General features: G+C 68.8%; 16 protein-coding genes and 1 tRNA gene. 12 read left to right on the forward strand and 5 right to left on the reverse strand.

Translation table 11 applies throughout. The annotated features are described in order from the left end of the window. Window positions 1-128: 128 nt before the first annotated feature. From BCL67_RS03240 to BCL67_RS03265, 6 genes are all read left to right on the forward strand, one after another. Complete coding sequence (locus BCL67_RS03240) at window positions 129-698, forward strand: FtsB family cell division protein (RefSeq protein ID WP_106122021.1); 570 nt, start codon at window positions 129-131, stop codon at window positions 696-698. Window positions 699-790: 92 nt separating this feature from the next. Continuing rightward, on the forward strand, window positions 791-1438 hold the full coding sequence (locus BCL67_RS03245; protein WP_106122022.1) for a DUF501 domain-containing protein: 648 nt from the start codon (window positions 791-793) through the stop codon (window positions 1436-1438). A gap of 75 nt (window positions 1439-1513) precedes the next feature. Next, window positions 1514-2515, forward strand: coding sequence for a Ppx/GppA phosphatase family protein (locus BCL67_RS03250; protein ID WP_106122023.1), 1002 nt, complete (start codon window positions 1514-1516; stop codon window positions 2513-2515). Then, window positions 2512-3981 carry a S8 family peptidase gene (locus tag BCL67_RS03255; RefSeq protein WP_258174718.1) on the forward strand — a complete coding sequence of 490 codons (1470 nt, stop codon included), beginning with the start codon at window positions 2512-2514 and terminating at the stop codon, window positions 3979-3981. Before BCL67_RS03250 ends, BCL67_RS03255 begins: the two co-directional genes overlap by 4 nt. 72 nt (window positions 3982-4053) lie before the next feature. Beyond that, window positions 4054-5445, forward strand: a complete 1392-nt coding sequence (locus BCL67_RS03260; protein WP_106122024.1) for an NAD(P)/FAD-dependent oxidoreductase — start codon at window positions 4054-4056, stop codon at window positions 5443-5445. Window positions 5446-5504: 59 nt separating this feature from the next. Further along, a tRNA-Leu gene (locus BCL67_RS03265) sits at window positions 5505-5578 on the forward strand. 171 nt (window positions 5579-5749) lie between these two features. Here BCL67_RS03265 and BCL67_RS03270 read toward each other — a convergent pair. Beyond that, the gene (locus BCL67_RS03270; protein ID WP_106122025.1) at window positions 5750-6778 is read right to left on the reverse strand and encodes a LacI family DNA-binding transcriptional regulator; all 1029 of its coding nucleotides are present in this window, start codon (window positions 6776-6778) and stop codon (window positions 5750-5752) included. A 192-nt stretch (window positions 6779-6970) separates the two neighbouring features. On the opposite strand from BCL67_RS03270, the gene BCL67_RS03275 reads away from it, so the two are divergent. The 3 genes from BCL67_RS03275 to BCL67_RS03285 are packed head-to-tail and all read left to right on the forward strand — an operon-like array spanning window position 6971 to window position 9873. Beyond that, window positions 6971-8101 carry a Gfo/Idh/MocA family protein gene (locus BCL67_RS03275; RefSeq protein ID WP_106122026.1) on the forward strand — a complete coding sequence of 377 codons (1131 nt, stop codon included), beginning with the start codon at window positions 6971-6973 and terminating at the stop codon, window positions 8099-8101. A 3-nt stretch (window positions 8102-8104) separates the two neighbouring features. Next, the gene (locus tag BCL67_RS03280; RefSeq protein ID WP_106122027.1) at window positions 8105-9091 is read left to right on the forward strand and encodes a DUF6807 domain-containing protein; all 987 of its coding nucleotides are present in this window, start codon (window positions 8105-8107) and stop codon (window positions 9089-9091) included. Next, window positions 9091-9873 (forward strand): cupin domain-containing protein, encoded by a 783-nt coding sequence (locus BCL67_RS03285; protein ID WP_106122028.1) that lies wholly within the window; start codon window positions 9091-9093, stop codon window positions 9871-9873. Before BCL67_RS03280 ends, BCL67_RS03285 begins: the two co-directional genes overlap by 1 nt. A 76-nt stretch (window positions 9874-9949) precedes the next feature. Here BCL67_RS03285 and BCL67_RS03290 read toward each other — a convergent pair whose 3' ends face one another. Continuing rightward, entirely contained in the window at window positions 9950-10558 is a 609-nt protein-coding gene (locus BCL67_RS03290; protein WP_106122029.1) for an energy-coupling factor transporter transmembrane component T family protein, read from the reverse strand. A 40-nt stretch (window positions 10559-10598) separates the two neighbouring features. Beyond that, a complete protein-coding gene (locus BCL67_RS03295; protein WP_258174720.1) occupies window positions 10599-11225 on the reverse strand; it encodes a biotin transporter BioY in 627 nt (208 codons plus the stop codon). Window positions 11226-11417: 192 nt separating this feature from the next. Here BCL67_RS03295 and BCL67_RS03300 point away from each other — a divergent pair, with 192 nt between their 5' ends. The 3 genes from BCL67_RS03300 (at window position 11418) to ilvA (ending at window position 15229) form a co-directional block, all read left to right on the forward strand. Continuing rightward, window positions 11418-12332 (forward strand): Bax inhibitor-1/YccA family protein, encoded by a 915-nt coding sequence (locus BCL67_RS03300; protein ID WP_106122030.1) that lies wholly within the window; start codon window positions 11418-11420, stop codon window positions 12330-12332. Between the two features lie 147 nt (window positions 12333-12479). Further along, complete coding sequence (locus tag BCL67_RS03305; RefSeq protein ID WP_106122031.1) at window positions 12480-13946, forward strand: AI-2E family transporter; 1467 nt, start codon at window positions 12480-12482, stop codon at window positions 13944-13946. Continuing rightward, complete coding sequence (gene ilvA, locus BCL67_RS03310) at window positions 13943-15229, forward strand: threonine ammonia-lyase (protein WP_106122032.1); 1287 nt, start codon at window positions 13943-13945, stop codon at window positions 15227-15229. Before BCL67_RS03305 ends, ilvA begins: the two co-directional genes overlap by 4 nt. Window positions 15230-15365: 136 nt before the next feature. Here the strand turns inward: ilvA and greA are convergent, their stop codons facing one another. Both greA and BCL67_RS03320 read right to left on the reverse strand, forming a co-directional pair. Continuing rightward, window positions 15366-15866, reverse strand: a complete 501-nt coding sequence (gene greA, locus BCL67_RS03315; RefSeq protein WP_106122033.1) for a transcription elongation factor GreA — start codon at window positions 15864-15866, stop codon at window positions 15366-15368. A 144-nt stretch (window positions 15867-16010) separates the two neighbouring features. Continuing rightward, complete coding sequence (locus BCL67_RS03320) at window positions 16011-16868, reverse strand: molybdate ABC transporter substrate-binding protein (RefSeq protein ID WP_219886377.1); 858 nt, start codon at window positions 16866-16868, stop codon at window positions 16011-16013. Window positions 16869-16923 lie beyond the last annotated feature (55 nt).

The following is a 16923-nucleotide window of genomic DNA, read 5'->3' on the forward strand; positions in this document are numbered from 1 at the left end:
GCAGCGAGGAGAATTCACGGTGCAGCCTGACCTGTTCGCGTGTCAGACCCGCGTCCCGAGGCCGGGTCCAGATATCCTCGGAAGCCACGCCTACTTCCCCCTCTTCCCCCTCAAGGCGGTGACATATCGTGCCGAGCAGACGTGCCTCTTCAGCGGAGGTCAAAGCGCGCGCGGCCCAGGCCCGTCGGCTTGCCGAACGCGAGCAGGTCTCCGGTGAGATCCGGACCCCCGCCGACATCACCGCCCGACGCAAGCGGAACACCTCCACCGCGTCTGGGTCGCCGAAGACCCCGGTCAGCGCCGCCACAGTGGTCCCGGAACGCACGTTCCCGGGCCGGATGATCGTGCTGAGCATCGTGGTCCTGGTGGTCATCTCCTTCCTGGTCCCGACCGTGAACAGCTTCTTCCAGCAGCGCTCCGAGATGAACGAGCTCCAGTCGCAGATCGCCGCCGAGCAGGAGGAACAGGCCCAGCTGCAGTCTGAGCTGATGCGCTGGGATGATCCAGACTTCGTCCGCCAGCAGGCCCGCGAACGCATCAACCTGGTCATGCCGGGGGAGCGTCGCTACCAGGTGATGGGTGAGGCTGAGGAGAGCGCCGAAGAGCTTGACGAGCTGGACTCCACCGAGGTCCGTCACGACCTTCCCTGGGCCGAGGCGCTCTGGGACTCGCTGGTCCGCTCCGCCGCCGAGGACTGAGCCGACACGCTGAGCGCTCTGACGTCCAAGCCGCCGCACTCGACAGCAGGCCCGGCCCGGCGACGCCCAGCAGTGCAGTAAACTCGGCTCCCGTGAACTCGACTACACCGCATCCCAGTGATCTGGACACCCTGAGCCTGCAGCTGAGCAGGCCCGTGCGCGACGTCGTCGAGATCCCTGCCCGCTGCACCTGCGGAAACCCGCTGGTCGCAGCCACGGCCCCACGGCTGAGCAACGGGATCCCGTTCCCGACCACCTTCTACCTCACCCACCCGGCAGCCACCGCCGCGGTGTCTCGGCTGGAGGCCTCCGGGCTGATGGCGCAGATGAGCGAGCGACTCACCACCGACACCCAGCTCGCCCAGGCCTATCGTGGTGCCCATGAGAACTACCTCTCCGAGCGCGAACGCATCCGCGCTCTCGCCGGGCTGGAACCGGTGTGGGAGATCGAGGGCATCAGCGCCGGAGGCATGCCCGACCGGGTCAAATGCCTGCACGTGCTCGTCGGGCACTCCCTGGCGGTCGGCCCCGGCATCAACCCGCTCGGGGATGAGGCGCTGGAACTCATCACCGAGGAGTTCAGCCCACAGGTCTGCAGCTGCGCCGGATCCTGGGACCACGACGCCGACGTCCCGCAGCGCGACCTCAGCCGGCACGTGCGCCGCAGGAATCAGGGCTTCGCCCGTCAGGACGACGCCGCGCAGGACCCGGTCTCGCAGGACACCGGAGAGACCGCATAGAGTGCTGGCAAGGACCCCCGCGGGACGGCCACGCCGTCGACCGCCCACGAACACCGGCGAGGAGAAGGACACCCCATGAGAGTTGCTGCCATCGACTGCGGAACCAACTCCATCCGGCTGCTGATCGCCGATGTCGAGGACAACGGACGAGTCTCCGACGTGGTGCGGCAGATGACCGTCGTGCGCCTGGGCGAGGGTGTCGACGAGACCGGTGAGTTCTCGGCCGGAGCGCTGGAGCGGACCTTCGCCGCGGTGGACAGCTACGGGGCGCTCATCCGTCGGCACCACGTGGACGCCGTGCGCTTCGTCGCCACCTCAGCCTCCCGCGACGTGGCGAACCGGGATGTGTTCATCGGCGGGGTCAAGCACCGGCTCGGCGTGGAGCCCGAGGTCATCCGCGGCAGCGAGGAGGCCGGGCTGTCCTTCGCGGGCGCGGCGTCGGTGCTGGACTGGGACGCCGAGCGCAAGATCCTCGTCGTCGATCTCGGCGGCGGCTCCACCGAATTCGTGCTGGGCACCTCCGCCGGAGTCGAGCACGCCATCTCCACCGACATGGGCTGCGTGCGCTTCACCGAGCGGCACATGCGCAGCGACCCGCCCACCGACACAGAGACCTCGATGACCAGCTTCGAGACGCTCTCCTTCCTGGAGAACGTCTCTGAGGTGATGCCGCTGCACGAGACCGAGGTGGTCATCGGGGTGGCAGGCACCGTCACCACCGTCGCCGCGCATGCGCTGAAGCTCGAAGACTACGAGCCGGACGTGATCCACGGCGCCGAGATCGACTTCGACACCCTGCACCAGTCGGTGGATCAGCTGGTCCACTCCACCCGCGACGTGCGCGCCCAGATGCCGATCATGCACCCTGGCCGGGTCGACGTCATCGGCGCCGGCGCCCTGATCTGGGGCACCATCCTGGACTATCTGAACAAGGTCACCCATGGGCGGATCGTCTCCGCGGTCGCCTCTGAGCATGACATCCTCGACGGCATTGCGATGTCCCTGGCGCATTCCCAGACCAGCGCAGATTCTCAGGCCGATGCCCACCAGCCCGAGGGCGCGGAGCGGCCGAGATGACAGCCGGCTCACGGACCCTCGGCGCCGCACTCGGCGCCGCACTCGCCGCCGGACTGGCGCTCGGCGGCGGAATCCTCGCCGCCCCGGCCGCCCACGCCGACGAGTGGCGCGACCAGCAGTACTGGCTCGAGGACTACGGGATCACCGAGGCCTGGGAGACCACCCGCGGGGAGGGCATGACCATCGCGGTGATCGACACCGGCGTGGACTCCAGCCATCCCACCCTCTCCGGCGCGGTCGTCGGCGGGACCGATGTCTCCGGAGCCGGCGACGGCGGCGCCCCGGTGGATCAGATCGCCACCGAGCACGGCACGCTGGTGGCGTCCCTGGCCGCGGGCCGCGGCACCTCCGCGGAGGCGACAGCCGTCGCCGAGCTGATCGACGAGGACCTCGAGGACCTCGACGACGACGAGTGGAAAGACTGGTGGGAGGATTTCGAGACCTCTCTGGAGGACATCTACGGGGAGGACTGGCAGGACGAGGTCGATTCCGACGCCCTGGCGGAGTTCGAAGAGAGCCGATCGGCGCCCCGGGCGCTCACCCAGGACGAGGATCCCGACGACGGCGTCGTCGGAGTCGCTCCCGAAGCCTCCATCCTCTCGGTCTCGCTGCTGCTGCAGGACCCCAACCCCTACGGCGGAGGCACCGAGGAGCAGATCGCCGAAGCCGTGACCTGGGCCGTGGACAACGGCGCCGACATCATCAACATGTCCTTGGGCTCCGGCTTCCAGGAATGGCCCGAATCCTGGGACGAGGCCTTCCTCTACGCCGAGGAGAACGACGTGCTCGTCGTGGCCGCCTCCGGCAACCGCGCCTCGGGGCACCTCTCGGTGGGCGCGCCCGCCACCATCCCAGGTGTGCTCGCCGTGGCCGGAGTCGATGAGTCACGCCAGATCAGCGAGGACTCCTCCTCTCAGGGCATCGCCATCGGGATCGCCGCCGCCTCGGAACCCCTGGTCGGGGCGATGCCCGGGGAGGACTACATGCAGTGGAACGGCACATCCGGCGCCTCACCGATCGTCGCCGGAGCAGCCGCCCTGGTCTGGGCGGCCAATCCGGAGCTCAGCGCGCAGGAGGTCAAGCACCGGGTGCTCTCCACCGCAGACTCCCAGGGCGCCGAGGGCGTGGACCCCGAGTATGGCCACGGCGTGCTCAACGTGGCCGACGCCGTCTCCGGCGAGGTGCCGGCCTTCGAGGCCGCTGCCTACCCGACGCTGGCGGAATGGATCCGAGTCCACCGCCGAGGAGAGGTCGAAGAGACCGAGCAGAACGAGATCCCCGAGGACGCCGGCGTCGTGGCCGGGCCCGAGGGTGAGCCGCGCGCCATGCCGCAGCCGGGGGAGCCCAGCACCGCCCAGGACTGGGCCGGACCCGTGGCGGTCGGCGCCGCCGCCCTGCTGGTGATCGCCGTGCTCGCCATGGCCGCGATCCATCTGCAGCTGGCCCGCCGCCAGGACGAGAACTGAGCATCTCGCTCAGGTCCTCCCGCGGCACGAAACCTCACCACCCATCAACGAGCTACGTATAGGATGATGCATATGGCTATTCCACAGACGCTTTCCGCGAAACCCCGTGTCCTCATCGTAGGCGGCGGCTACGTCGGTCTCACCACCGCGCAGCTGCTTCAGAAGAAGGTGAAGGCCGCCGGCGGGATCGTGACCGTCGTCGACCCGATGCCGTACATGACCTACCAGCCCTTCCTTCCAGAGGTCGTCGGCGGCCACATCGAGGCCCGCCACGCGGTCGTCTCCCACCGCCGCCACCTGAGGGACTCCGAGATCATCACCGGCAAGGTCACGGCCGTCGATCACGACGGCCGCAGCGCCACCGTGGAGCTCTCCGAGGGCGAGACCGTGGAGCTGCCGTACCAGGACATCATCATGGCCGCCGGCGCCACCACCAAGACCTTCCCGATCGAGGGCCTCGCCGAGCACGGCATCGGCCTGAAGACGATCGAAGAGGCGCTGACCCTGCGCAACCACGTCCTGGAGCGCATCGAGTCCGCCTCGGTGATGACCGACGAGAAAGCCAAGTCCCGCGCCCTGACCTTCACTGTGGTCGGCGGCGGGTTCGCCGGCATCGAGACCGTCGCGGAGATGGAAGACATCATCCGCGCGGCCGTGGCCGTGAACCCGCGCATCGGTCAGACCGATGTGCGCATCCTGATGGTCGAGGCCATGGGCCGCGTCATGCCCGAGGTCAGCGAGGACCAGGCGGTCGGCGTCGTCGAGCACCTGCGCGGCCGCGGCATCGAGGTGCTGCTGAACACCTCGCTGGGCTCCGTGGTGGACGGCGAGATGCGACTGGTCAACATGAAGGACAAGTCCGAGGCTGATCGCTTCGAGTCTGACACCCTGGTCTGGACCGCAGGCGTCGCCGCCAACGTCGTGGCCAAGAAGTCCGGCTTCCCGGTGGATCCGCGCGGCCGGGTCACCGGCACCGCCACCCTGCAGATCGCCGATGAAGACGGCAAGGTCCTGCAGAACGCCTGGACCGCCGGCGACATCTCGGCCATCCCCGACCTCAGCGGCGGCGGACTGCCCGACGGCACCTGCGTGCCCAACGCGCAGCACGCCTCCCGCCAGGCCAAGGTGCTCGCGAAGAACCTGCTGGCCGCCAGCTACGGACAGGGCCAGCTCAGCGAGTACAAGCACGACTCCCTCGGCGCCGTGGCCGGACTTGGCATGTTCCAGGGCGTCGGCAACCCGCTGAAGGTCAAGATCAGCGGATTCCCCGCGTGGATGGCCCACCGCGGCTACCACGCGATGGCGATCCCCACCGTGGAGCGCAAGGTCCGCGTGGTCGGCGGCTGGGTCTCCGAGCTCGTGCTCGGCCGGGACTACACCCCGGTGCGCGACCTCGAGAGCCCGTACCGGCAGTTCCAGGAAGCAGCCGGCGGCGGCAAGAAGAAGGAAGCCGCGAAGAGCTGACGCGTCAGCATCGATGACGTAGACCAAGAGAGCGGGCTGTCACTGACAGCCCGCTCTCTGCCCCTATAGCCCAATCGGCAGAGGCAACCGACTTAAAATCGGTCCAGTGTGGGTTCGAGTCCCACTGGGGGCACCGTTGATGCGGCGGCCACCAGTCTCACCATGCGCGCCCGTGCCCTCGCGCCGTGAGCTGCCGGGCCAGGCCGGCCGGTGGTGATCCATGAGCGTTGAGAATCTCCAAGTGAACGTTCACTCAAGTGTCGCCGAGCCCCGTGCCGCGGATCGGCGCTGGGAGCCTGCGGGTTCAGCGCTGCGGGTTCGGCGGCGCAGGAGCGGGGCCGGTGGATTCGCGCAGGATCAGCCGGCTGACCGGGTTCGCGGGCTCCGGGGCCGGCTCGTTGCGCACCAGCGCGATCAGCCGCTCCATGGCGGAGCGCCCCTGGGATTCGCGGTCCACCGCCACGGTGGACAGGGCCGGGATGGTGTACCGCGCCGTGGCCAGGTCGTCCCAGCCGATGACGCTGAGCCGCTTCGGCACGTGCCAGCAGCGATCATGCGCCGCGCGGACCGCACCGAGGGCGAGATAGTCATTGGCGGCGATCACCGCGGTGACGCACGAGTCCTCCTCCAGGCCGCTGATCGCCGCATATCCGGACTCTGTGGTCCAGTCCCCGCCGCGGACTCCGTGGGACTCCAGCCCGAGCTCCGCGATGCTGCGCAGGTACTCGTCCCGCCGGGCCCGCGCGGAGGACCAGTCCTGTGGTCCCTCGATATGCAGGAAGCGACGGTGCCCCATGTCAGCGAGGGTCTGGATGATCTCGCGGAGCACTGAGGCGTCGGCCAGCGGGCCGATCCCGCGCAGCTTGTCGTCATACTGGTCAAGGATTGCGAGCGCCGTCGTCGTCGGGGTGCGCGGCTGTTCGCTCATGCCCGGCAGCGCGCCCAGCGACAGGACGCCTTCGAGCCGGCCGGAGTCCAGGAGCTCCTGGGCGCGCCGGGCGCGGTCCTGTGCGGGCCCTTCGATCACCGAGATCTCCATGAAGTACCCGGATCGACGGGCGACCTCCGCGGCGGCGGCAAGGGTGGGGGTCGGCAGCGCGGTGACCGGGGAGGGCAGGATGGCGGCGAGGATGCCGGTCTCCCGGGTGCGCATGGAGCGCGCGATCATGTTGGGCCGGTAGTTCAGCTCCTTGATGGCCGCTTCGACGCGCTCGATGGTGGCGGGCTTGAACGGGCCCCGGTTGTGCAGAAACCGCGACACCGTCTGATGGGAGACCCCAGCCAGGGCGGCCACCTCATGCAGAGTGGCGGCGCGCGGGGGTGTGCTGGCCATGTGCGTGCTCCTCAGCGGGTGTGGGACCGGGTGTGGGCTGTTGCGACGATCCTCGCATACCCATCACGTCAACCGATCGGGTGAATGTGTTGACAGTCACACTCTGGAGTCAATAACCTCGGGTGGGACGATTCAAGTGATCGTTCACATTATGGGTGTTCGAAGCCCATTCCCAGTCACCGAGGAGACCGCATGTCTGAGACCGCACACTCACCGACCGGCCGGGGTGCCAAGATCCGGGCCGGGATCATCGGCGCGGGCGGCATCGCGACCATCGCCCACCTGCCCACGCTGAAGGCCCACCAGGACCGCGTGGAGGTCGTGGGCATCGCTGACCTGGATCCTGACCGGGTGACTCAGGTGGCCGATGAGTGGGGGATCCCGGGCCGCTTCGCCTCCGCGCAGGAGCTGCTCGATGCGGAGTCTCCCGATCTGCTGATCATCTGCACCCCGCCCTCGGCGCACAAGGACGCCGCCATCCAGGGCCTGCAGGCCGGCGCCTGGGTCTGGTGTGAGAAGCCGCCGGTGCTCACCCTGGCCGAGTATGACGCGGTCGCGGCGCAGGAGGTCGAAGGCGGGCCATACGCCTCCTACGTCTACCAGCACCGCTTCGGCTCCGGGGCGAAGACGCTGAAGAAGCAGGTCGCGGACTCCACGCTGGGCCGGCCCCTGGTCGCGCTGTGCAACACCCTCTGGTACCGACCCCACGCCTATTACGACGTGCCCTGGCGGGGCAAGTGGGCCACCGAGGGCGGCGGTCCGGCGATGGGTCACGGAATCCACCAGATCGACCTGCTCCTGGAGGTGCTCGGGGAGTGGACCGAGATCACCGCGGTGGCCGAGAAGCTTGACCGCGACGTCGAGACCGAGGACTTCTCCTCCGCGATCGTGCGCTTCGCCAACGGCGCCATCGCCACCGTGGTCACCAGCGTGATCTCCCCTCGAGAGGTCTCCTACCTGCGCTTCGACTTCCAGGACGCCACCGTGGAGGTGGAACACCTCTACGGCTACGACAACAGCTCCTGGACCTGGACCCCGGCGCCGCACGCGGCCGAGGACCTCGCGGCGGTCGAGGCCTGGGCGCCGCAGGAGAACGTTCCCTCCTCACACCGGCAGCAGCTCTCCGAGCTGCTCGACTCGATGGAGGCCAAGGCCCGGCCGCGCGCCTCCGGGGAGGAGGGCCGCCGCACCCTGGAGTTCATCGCGGCGCTGTATCAGTCCGCGGAGACCGGAGTGCCGGTGAAGCGCTCCGAGCTGCGCCAGGACGGCCCCTACTACACCGCGATGCATGACGAGTCCTACAGCTACGGGAAGAAGAACTGACCGATGAGCACCGACCAGCAGCACACCGATTCCGCACCCGCCGCCGCTGCGACCGGCTCCGGGACGCACCCGACCGCCCAGTTCGAGGTCACCCCGGGGGAGAAGGAGATCGCGGTGACCGCCGCCGGCACCGAGATCCTGCGCTACGTCATCCACCCGGACTCCCCGCAGGACGAGGCGCCGAAGCCCTACCTCTACCCGCTGCGGTTCCTCGACGGTGGCGAAGCCTCGGTCCGCCGCCCCTGGGACCACCGCTGGCACACCGGACTGCAGTTCACCTGGTCCCACGTGGCGGATCAGAACTTCTGGGGCGGCCCGACCTTCGCCGCCGAAGACGGCTACAAGATGCGCGGCAACCTGGGTCGGATGAACCACACCGGCTTCAGCACCGCGCCGAGCGGGGGAGACGAGGTCACCTTCGACGAGACCCTGGAATGGATCACCTCGCGCGGAGAGCACTGGATCGACGAGCACCGGGTCCAGCGCGTGCACTCGCTCGACACCGCCCGCGGGATCTGGGCGATCGACCTGACCACCGAGCTGACCAACGTCTCTGGAGGAACCCTGCCGCTGGGCAGCCCGACGACGGCGGGGCGCCCCAATGCCGGATACACCGGCTGGTTCTGGCGCGGTCCCCGCTCCTGGAGCGGCTGTCAGGTGGTCAACTCCGCCGGCGCCGAGGGCGAGGAGAACACCATGGGCCAGGTGGCCGACTGGGTCGCCTTCTCCTCCGAGCACGACGACCTCGACGGCGGCGGCACCATCATGGCCTTCGCCGGCACCTCGGAGTGCGCCGGGACCCCGCTGCCGCCGATCAAATGGTTCACCCGCACCGCGATCTTCGCCGTGGCGAGCCAGTCCCCGGCCTTCGACGAGGAGATCCACCTTCCGGCAGGGGCCGCGCTGCGGCTGCACCACCGGTTCCTCTTCATCGCCCGGGTGCTGGAGCCTCAGGAGCGGACCCAGATCGGGCAGGAGTTCGCGCTCTGATGAGCAGCCAGACTCGCGAGCCGACTCCGGCCCAGCCGCCGCCTCCGCGGGCGCTGTCGAGGTTCCCCGGCGGGACCTCGCTGAGCCACCTGTGCGTCTATGACTGGGAGACCGCCGACGGGCTGCACGGGGGATCGCCCCACCTGCACACGCTCTCCACCGAGGCCTACGTGGTCACCTCCGGTCGTGGCGAGGTGCACACCATCAGCGCCGCCGGCCCCGCCCGCGACGACCTCGTTGCCGGCTCGCTGCTCTGGTTCACCCCGGGCACGGTGCACCGGCTGATCAATCACGACCAGCTGCAGATGCAGGTGATCATGTCCAACGCCGGACTCCCCGAGGCCGGGGATGCGGTGCTGACCTTCCCCGAGGAGATCCTCGCCGATCCGCAGCGCTACCGGGAGGCCGTGGCGCTGCCCGCCGAGGGCGACGACGCCGTGCGGGCGGCGGCGGCGCGGACCCGGCGGGACCTCGCCCTCACAGGGTATGAGCAGCTGCTGGGCAGGATCGAGTCCCAGGGGCCGGAGGCCATGGAGCACTTCCACAAGCTCGCGGTGAACCTGGTCCGACCACGCATCGGGGACTGGCAGCAGATCTGGGCGCGCACCGTCGAGGCCGAGACCGAACGGACCCGGTCGCAGCTCCTCGCGCTGGGCGCAGGGGATGGCGCACACCTGCGCGAGGCTGCGGTGATCCGCGGCCAACCCCGTCCCGAACCGCGGCTGTGGGGGATGTGCGGACGGCTCCAGACCTGGACCGGAGCGGACCCGGCGTCGGGATGATGCGGGCCGGAGTCGGCTGGGGATGCCGTCGGATCGACCCTGCCGGGGTGGGACCTGGATCAGGCCGGGGAGAGTCTCAGCGCACCCCGCGCGCGGCCAGCGCCTCGGCGGTCTCCTCGGCATGGCGCAGACTCATCACCAGCAGCGGCAGCACGGTGGCCCGCGGCGTCGGCCGCATCCCTCGGGCCCGCTGGGCCTCACGGATATCGGCGTAGAAGGACAGGATCACCGGCACCGACCGGATCGTCAGCGACAATGCCAGCGAGATCCGTTCTGCGCTCAGTCCCCCTCGCAGCAGCACCGGATCCAGGGGGCGCAGGACTCGCTCGACGCTGGAGAGGATGTCCGAGGTCGCCGTGGTCAGCGTGAACAGCGCGGCCAGCATCACGACGGCAAGCACCCGCGCGACGTTGAAACCGGCCTCGGCGGGGGTCAGGAAGATCAGCTGGGGGATGGTCAGCACCAGCACCAGCCATTTCAGCCGCCACAGCTGGGCGAACAGCCCGCGGACTCGGGTGCCGGAGAGCAGGAATCCCAGCAGGGTCACGGTCCAGATGCTCAGCAGCACGCCGAGGCTCTCCCGGAACACCGAGGCGGCCAGTGCCGCGACGAAGATCCCCAGGAACTTCGCGCCGACCGGCATCCGGTGCAGGTGCGAGGTGCCGTGCCGGTAGAGCGGGATCACCCTGGCCGCACCGCGGCTGGCAGCGTGCCCGAGGGCAGGGTCACTGCCGGCGCCTGCGGGCGTGGGTGAACGGGGCGGGGTAGGCCCGGGCCAGCGAGTGGGTCAGCGCCACGGCGATCCCAGCCTTGACCAGATCCCCTGGGAGGAAGGCCAGGTTGATCAGTGCTGCCTGCTGAAGGTCGAGCCCCATCTGGAAGGCCATGACCGGAAGGCCGCAGGCATAGACGACGACGATCCCGCCGAGCACGGCGCCGGTGATGGTCCGCCAGAGGCGCAGCGGCCAGGACGCCTGGGTGATGAGTCCCACCAGGAAGGCTCCGGGGATCCAGCCCAGCGCGAACCCAGCACTGGGTCCCGCGAACGCGCCGAGGCCCCCTGAGCCGTGGGCGAGCAGCGGCAGCCCCGCCGCCACGAGTACATGCAGCAGCACGATGGCGCCGGCCCCGCGCCATGGTCCCAGCACGGCGCCCGCCAGAATCACCCCCAGCGTCTGCAGCGTGATCGGTACGCCGCCTGCCAGGGGGATGGCGGGAAGCTGGCCCAGCACTGCGACCAGGGCGGCGAACATCGCCATCTGGGCGATGCTGCGCACCGCAGTGCTGGGGGGAGCCGGAGGTGTGGCCGGGATATCGGTCGACGCGGCGGGCGCGGAAGATCTGTTGAACACCGTTCAAATATAACCCCGGAGCGGGTTCTCCGTCCGCCTCTGGCAGATTCCCAGGTAATCTCCAGCCTCCAGGAGGCCGGGACGCTAGAATATTTGAGGATTCCTCCCTCATGCGACCGGCCGTGGGGCCGTGACCTGCGGGGGGAAGACGAAGAGACCTCCACCGAGCACCGATAGGAGTGCGGTCACACCATGTCCAACCCGATCTTCAACACCGGTGCCTTCCCTGACCAGTTCAGCGAGAAGAAGCGCGAGCGGCGCCGGTTCTACATGAATGACCAGGGTGGCGTGACCGAGCAGTCGCGCCAGAGTCCCGCCCAGGGCCAGCCCTTCGCCGCCCAGTACGGCATGCCCGGTCAGCAGGCCGGCGGTGCCGGGGCGGACCAGCTGAACCGCCAGTACAACCTGCCCGACGCGGCCGGTTCCCAGGGTGCGGCGATGACCTATGACGATGTCATCCGCAAGACCGTCACCAGCTTTGCCGTGGTGCTGCTCGGCGCCGCCGGGGCCGTCGCCCTCGGCATGGTCATGCCGGGCGCGATCATGGCGCTGGCACTCGTCGCAGCCCTCGCAGGCTTCGGACTCGGTCTGGTCAACGCCTTCAAGAAGGAGCCGAACCCGGCCCTGATCCTGGCCTACTCCGCCACCCAGGGCTTCTTCCTCGGTGCCTTCACCATGGTCATGGAGATGATGTTCCCCGGCATCGCCGTGCAGGCAGTGCTGGCCACCCTCGCCGTCTTCGGCACGGTGCTGGCCCTGTTCAAGTCCGGCAAGGTCCGCGCCACCCCGAAGCTGAACAAGATGTTCTTCGTCGCGATCATCGGCTATGCCGTGTTCTCGCTGATGAACTTCGGCCTGATGATGTTCACCGATATGGAAATGTTCGGTCTGCGCTCGGGCTGGTTCGGCGTCGCCATCGGCGCCTTCGCCATCCTGCTGGCCACCTACTCCCTGGTGATGGACTTCACCAACATCCAGGAGGGTGTGGAGGCCGGTGTGTCGCAGAAGTACGGCTGGGCCGCGGCCTTCGGACTCACCGTCTCCCTGGTGTGGCTCTACATCGAGATCCTCCGCGTGATCGCGATCGTCCGCTCGATGGCCGAATAGGCACACCCGAGAACCGAGTCGCTTCTGACGCTGAACAGCGCACAGCAGCGGACTCCCCGTAATAGATGACGGGCCCGCCCGATGCCTCAGCGCATCAGGCGGGCCCGTCGTCGTCTCGCCACCCCTGAGCCATGGCAGGATGGAGCAATGAACACTGTCGAAAAGCTCGAGCTGATGGAAGAGGACGTGCCTCCCCGTATGGCCGAGGAGCAGCGGATCCAGGACGACGTCCCGTGGGGCATCCGGATCGCCGCCGCCTGGTCCTGGCGCGTCATCATCATCCTGCTCTTCGTGGGCGTGCTGATCTGGCTGCTCAGCCACATCTCGCTGCTGCTGATCCCGCTGCTGGTCGCGGCGCTGCTGGCCACGCTGCTGCGTCCGCTGCACAACGTGTTCGTGAAGTGGAAGTTCCCCCGAGTGGTGGCGGCCATCACCACGCTGCTGGTGCTCATCGGCTTCGTCGCCGGGCTGCTCTTCCTCGTGGGACAGCAGCTGGTCGAGGGCTTCGCCGATATGGCCAGCCAGGTCACCGAAGGCCTGTTTGAGCTGGTCACCCTCGCGGAGGACACCGCCGCACGCTTCGGGTTCGAGATCTCCGCCGATCAGATCAACCAGGGCCTGCAAGAGGGCCTGACCTACCTGCAGGACAACTCTGAGGCGATCCTCGGCGGAGCCATGGCGCTGGGCTCCACCGCCGGCAACATCGTCGTCGGCGGAATCCTGGCACTGTTCACCCTGATCTTCTTCCTGGCCGATGGCCGCAAGATCTGGGACTTCCTGGTCTTCTTCGCCCCCGGCAAGCACCGCCCCGCCATCCACGGCGCCGGGCGTCGCGGCTGGACCGCCCTGGGCTCGTATATGCGCGTGCAGGTCTTCGTCGCCGGCGTCGACGCCGTCGGCATCGGTGTGGGCGCGGCTCTGCTGGGCGTGCCGCTGGCGCTGCCGGTGGCCGTGCTGGTCTTCCTCGGCTCCTTCATCCCGATCGTCGGCGCTGTGGTCACCGGCGCCGTCGCCGTGATCCTCGCCCTGGTGGCCAACGGGCTGGGCAACGCGCTGCTGATGGTCGGCGTGGTGCTGCTGGTCCAGCAGATCGAGTCCAACATCCTGCAGCCCATCGTGATGGGCAAGGCGGTGCGGCTGCACCCGCTGGCCGTGATCCTCGCGGTGACCGCCGGCACCACCCTGCTGGGCATCGTCGGCGCGCTCTTCGCCGTGCCGGTCCTGGCCTTCGTCAACCGGGCCGCGCAGTACCTGGTGAAGGAGGAGTGGCGCGGGGACCCCGAGGCCAAGGCGATGGAGAAGCTGGAGAAGGAAGAGGCGATCAAACGCGCCGCGCAGAAAGAGGTCCAGGAGGCCGAGGAGCAGGCCTCGCTGGCGAACATCACCCGCCGGCTCAAGGAGACCATCCCAGGACTCGATCCCGGTCGGCGCGGCTTCGGACGACGTGGCGACGCAGCCGAGGGTGATGTCACCCGCACCGAGACGCACACCGCTGCCGGCACCCGCCCGCACCCCGACACCGAGGCCGGAACCGCCGAGACGGTGAGCGGACCGCAGACGCGAACAGAGAACCGAACCGATACCCATCCCGAGGATGAGGGCAGGCGAGAATGACTCAGATCCAGCACAGCCCCGAGGCACGGACCCGCCCAGGTGCGCAGCTCAGCGTCCAGATCGAGGACATCGAAGCCGCACAGGAGCTGCTTGCCGACATCATCGTGCGGACCCCGATGGAGCACTCACGTGCCCTGGGGCGCCTGGTGGACGCCACGGTGCACCTGAAGGCGGAGAACCTCCAGCGTGCCGGGTCCTTCAAGGTGCGCGGCGCGTACGTGCGCATGGCCCGGCTCTCCGAGGAGGAGAAGGCACGCGGCGTCGTCGCAGCCTCTGCCGGCAACCACGCCCAGGGCGTGGCGCTGGCGGCCAAGAAGCTCGGCATCACCGCGAAGATCTACATGCCTCACGGCGTGGCGCTGCCCAAGCTGGCGGCCACCCGGGACCACGGCGCCGAAGTCATCCTGCACGGGTCCAACGTCGACGAGGCCCTCGCCGAGGCGCAGCGGCACTCGGATGAGACCGGCTCGGTGTTCATCCACCCGTTCAACAACACCGACGTCGTCGCCGGCCAGGGGACCATCGGTCTGGAGATCCTGGAACAGCAGCCCGAGGTCGACACCGTCATCATGGGCATCGGCGGGGGCGGGCTGCTCGCCGGCTCCGCCGTGGCGATCAAGCAGCAGGCCGCCAGGCTGGGCCGGGAGGTCAAGATCATCGGCGTCCAGGCCGAGAACGCGGCTGCGTACCCACCGTCTCTCGCCGCCGACGCGCTGGTCCCGATCAAGGGGGTGCGCACCATCGCTGACGGCATCGCGGTGGGCCGTCCCGGGGAGATCCCGTTCGAGATCATCAAGGACCTCGTGGACGAGGTCGTCACGGTCAGCGAGGACGCGATCGCCCGCGCCCTGATCTTCCTGCTGGAGCGCTCCAAGATGGTCGTGGAGCCCGCCGGGGCGGTGCCCGTCGCGGCGCTGATGGAGGGCAAGCTCAGCGATCTGGGCATCAGGCCAAAGAACGTGGTCGCCGTGCTCTCCGGGGGAAACATCGACCCGATGCTGATGCTGCGCGTGATCCAGCACGGCCTCTCCGCCGCCAACCGGTTCCTCACCGTGAAGATGATGCTCAAGGACCTTCCCGGCGAGCTGGCCACGATCTCGCAGATCATCGCCGACGCCGACGCGAACGTCACCGGGGTCGATCACAGCCGGATCGGTGGTGCGCTGTCCATGGGGGAGGTCTCCATCGTGATCAACATGGAGACCAAGGGCGCGGAACACTCCGAGAAGGTGCTCAACCGGCTGCGCGCCCAGGGCTACGAGCCCATGGTCCCGCAGCACTGACCCGCTCAGCCGCCTGAGCTGACAAGCAAGCCCCGAGAACGACGGCGGCCCCCTCCACGTGGAGGGGGCCGCCGTCGTCGTGCGCAGCGGTATCGCCGCCTCCTCTGACGCAGTGCTGGGTCAGACGGAGGGCCGATCAGCCGCGGTAAGGCTCGGCGGAGAGGATCTCCACCGGGATGTCCTTGCCGTTGGGCGCGGAGTAGCTGAGCTTGTCCCCGGGCTTGGCACCGTTGATGGCCTCGCCGATGGGGGAGCGCTCGGAGTAGACCTCGAGGTCCGAATCTCCGGCGATCTCGCGGTTGCCGAAGAGGAACTTCATCGCGTTGCCGGCGATCTTGGCCTCGACGAGCATGCCTGGGACCACGGTGTCACCGGTGGGAGCCTCGCCGACGTAGGCGTTCTCCAGCAGGTCGTTGAGGTAACGGATGCGCGCCTCGGCCTTGCCCTGCTCCTCCTTGGCGGCGTGATAGCCGCCGTTCTCCTTGAGGTCGCCTTCTTCGCGGGCAGACTCGATGCGGTCAACGATCTCCTGGCGACCGGGTCCGCTGAGGTGCTTGAGCTCGCCCTTCAGCCGATCGTAGGCCTCCTGGGTCAGCCACTGAGCGTTCTCGTCGATCTCGGGGGTGTTCGTTGACACTGTTCATCTCTCCTTATTCATGCAAAGACCCCGCCGTGGGACGGCATGGTGTTCGGCCTTGAGCCCGGAACATGCCTCGGCGGGGTGTTGATGCGTTCCCCACATGCTAGTGGGGGCGCTCCGGATTCTCAATCAGGACCGTGCCTAGTGATCGGTTCTGGCCTCCGCTTCCGCGACAGGAGCTGGAAGGAAGCCCGCTCCGCTGAACGCGGAACGCGCGCGCTCCCCTGCGAGGATGCCCAGGAACTCGTTGGCGGCGCCGGAGTCTGCCGGCTCGGCGAGCACCCCGGCCCAGACCTGGGTGGTGCTGCGCTGGAACTCCGGCAGCTCGAAGGTCTGCAGGGCGGCGTCCTGGGCCAGCACGTCGGTGACGTACGTCAGGGCGGCGTCGCTCTCGCCTGCGGTGAGGCTCTCCAGTGCGGTGGCGTCCCCGAAGGTGAGCCTGGCGGTGGCGACTTCGAAGTCCTCTCCGGCGAGGTCCAGGTCGAAGGAGCCGGACAGGTCGGTGACCTGCTCGGTGCAGGGAGCATCTCCGGCGCAGGTGCTGAGCCTGAGGTCCACGGCGCGTGCGGCGAAGTCGTCGAAGCCCTCGATGCTGTGCGGGTTCGCCGCGGTGGCGACGAGCACGAGACGGTTGCTCGCCAGCGGCAGCGGATCACCCTCGATGCTGCCGCCCTGGGTGAGCGTGTGCATCTGCTCCCGCGAGGCGGTGAGGACCAGGTCGGCGTCATGGCCGGACTCGATCCTGCGTTGCAGGTCCTCGGCGCCGAGGTACTCCACCTGGGCGGAGACCCCGCTCTGGCGTTCCTGGAGATCGGCGTTGAGCGCATCCAGCGCCGGCGCGGTGGAAGGCGCCGCAAGCACGGTCACGCTGCGGTGCTCACCCGTGGTGATCTGGGAGGCGGGACCGCAGGCGCTGAGCACGAAGGCGGCCACGAAGCAGAGCAGAAGCACGAGCGCGATCACGCCGCGGAGTCGGAAGAACAAAGAGTCGGGTTTCAAGGACAGGCCCCCATTAGAAGGGTGTGGAGCCCGTCTGCTAGAGCTCTATGTGTGA

Source organism: Nesterenkonia sandarakina (assembly GCF_003003175.1).
Classification (GTDB): Bacteria; Actinomycetota; Actinomycetes; order Actinomycetales; family Micrococcaceae; genus Nesterenkonia; species Nesterenkonia sandarakina_A.

Excerpts from the sequence above, each read along its gene's own strand:
- BCL67_RS03275 (WP_106122026.1), top strand. The coding sequence starts at position 6,971 with ATGTCTGAGACCGCACACTCACCGACCGGCCGGGGTGCCAAGATCCGG.
- BCL67_RS03285 (WP_106122028.1), top strand. The coding sequence starts at position 9,091 with ATGAGCAGCCAGACTCGCGAGCCGACTCCGGCCCAGCCGCCGCCTCCG.
- BCL67_RS03255 (WP_258174718.1), top strand. The coding sequence starts at position 2,512 with ATGACAGCCGGCTCACGGACCCTCGGCGCCGCACTCGGCGCCGCACTC.
- BCL67_RS03270 (WP_106122025.1), bottom strand. The coding sequence starts at position 6,778 with ATGGCCAGCACACCCCCGCGCGCCGCCACTCTGCATGAGGTGGCCGCC.
- BCL67_RS03305 (WP_106122031.1), top strand. The coding sequence starts at position 12,480 with ATGAACACTGTCGAAAAGCTCGAGCTGATGGAAGAGGACGTGCCTCCC.
- BCL67_RS03300 (WP_106122030.1), top strand. The coding sequence starts at position 11,418 with ATGTCCAACCCGATCTTCAACACCGGTGCCTTCCCTGACCAGTTCAGC.
- BCL67_RS03280 (WP_106122027.1), top strand. The coding sequence starts at position 8,105 with ATGAGCACCGACCAGCAGCACACCGATTCCGCACCCGCCGCCGCTGCG.
- BCL67_RS03260 (WP_106122024.1), top strand. The coding sequence starts at position 4,054 with ATGGCTATTCCACAGACGCTTTCCGCGAAACCCCGTGTCCTCATCGTA.
- ilvA (WP_106122032.1), top strand. The coding sequence starts at position 13,943 with ATGACTCAGATCCAGCACAGCCCCGAGGCACGGACCCGCCCAGGTGCG.
- BCL67_RS03250 (WP_106122023.1), top strand. The coding sequence starts at position 1,514 with ATGAGAGTTGCTGCCATCGACTGCGGAACCAACTCCATCCGGCTGCTG.